The organism is Treponema sp. R6D11, assembly GCF_054786075.1.
Genome location: NZ_BDHD01000571.1, coordinates 1 through 763, shown reverse-complemented (window position 1 = coordinate 763; position 763 = coordinate 1). Strand labels below are relative to the sequence as shown.

1 protein-coding gene is annotated in these 763 nt (G+C 40.1%); it reads right to left on the bottom strand.

What is annotated here, in order from left to right:
- Positions 1-335 precede the first annotated feature (335 nt).
- On the bottom strand, positions 336-749 hold the full coding sequence (locus tag ACYVTD_RS14750; RefSeq protein WP_461248472.1) for a hypothetical protein: 414 nt from the start codon (positions 747-749) through the stop codon (positions 336-338).
- Positions 750-763 lie beyond the last annotated feature (14 nt).

Below are 763 nucleotides of genomic sequence, written 5' to 3'. Positions count from 1 at the left end.
TTATGTCTTTAGAATAGGAGGTCAAAAAATGACTAAAACAAATATTTTTAGGAGGCTTATTATAAAAAAGGGATGATAATAAAGGGTTCCGCCTTGTTCGTCCATAATGTTATGTGATTTTTGTAGTGAGTAGTGTGCTTAGTAGGTAGTGGATAGTAGATAGCATTTTGCTTTCTCTATCCACTATTTATTATTTACTAACTTGGTTCTTGATTAAAGTCTTATTCCAATTCGCTGATTTCTTCTAAAGAAAGTACGATAATGTCATTCATAAATTCAAGAGTAGATTCATGCGACACATTAGTCACCTGCTCGCCGCCCACACAACGCCGCCGCTAATTACCGCTGTTAGCGGAATCGCTATTAGCGTAAAAGTCCGCCAAAACTTTGAGCTTTGCGCGTATCTCGCTGATAAGGCTGACTGCATCTTGTAGGTTTCTGACATTGCGGTTAGTTGTTTCCGTAAGTCCGCCAGTAAGTTCTCTTGCTCTTTGATTGTGTTCTCGTAACTGGCGATTAAATCCGCGCTCGCGTTCAAGTTCTTCTTCAAGTCTTCCAACTGTTTCTGTTGCTCTTGCGTATTGGCTATTGAATCGTTTATCAAGGATTCCAACTGCGCTAGGTCTTGGTCGATAGAGGAGAAATCCTGTGAGTAGACAACCGGACAGGAAAGCGAGAATAAGAAAAAGCACATAACGGCGGCGGTGAAACGAGGCAAGTATTTTTTTAAGAGTTTGATGATCATTCATTAGCTCTCCTTAAT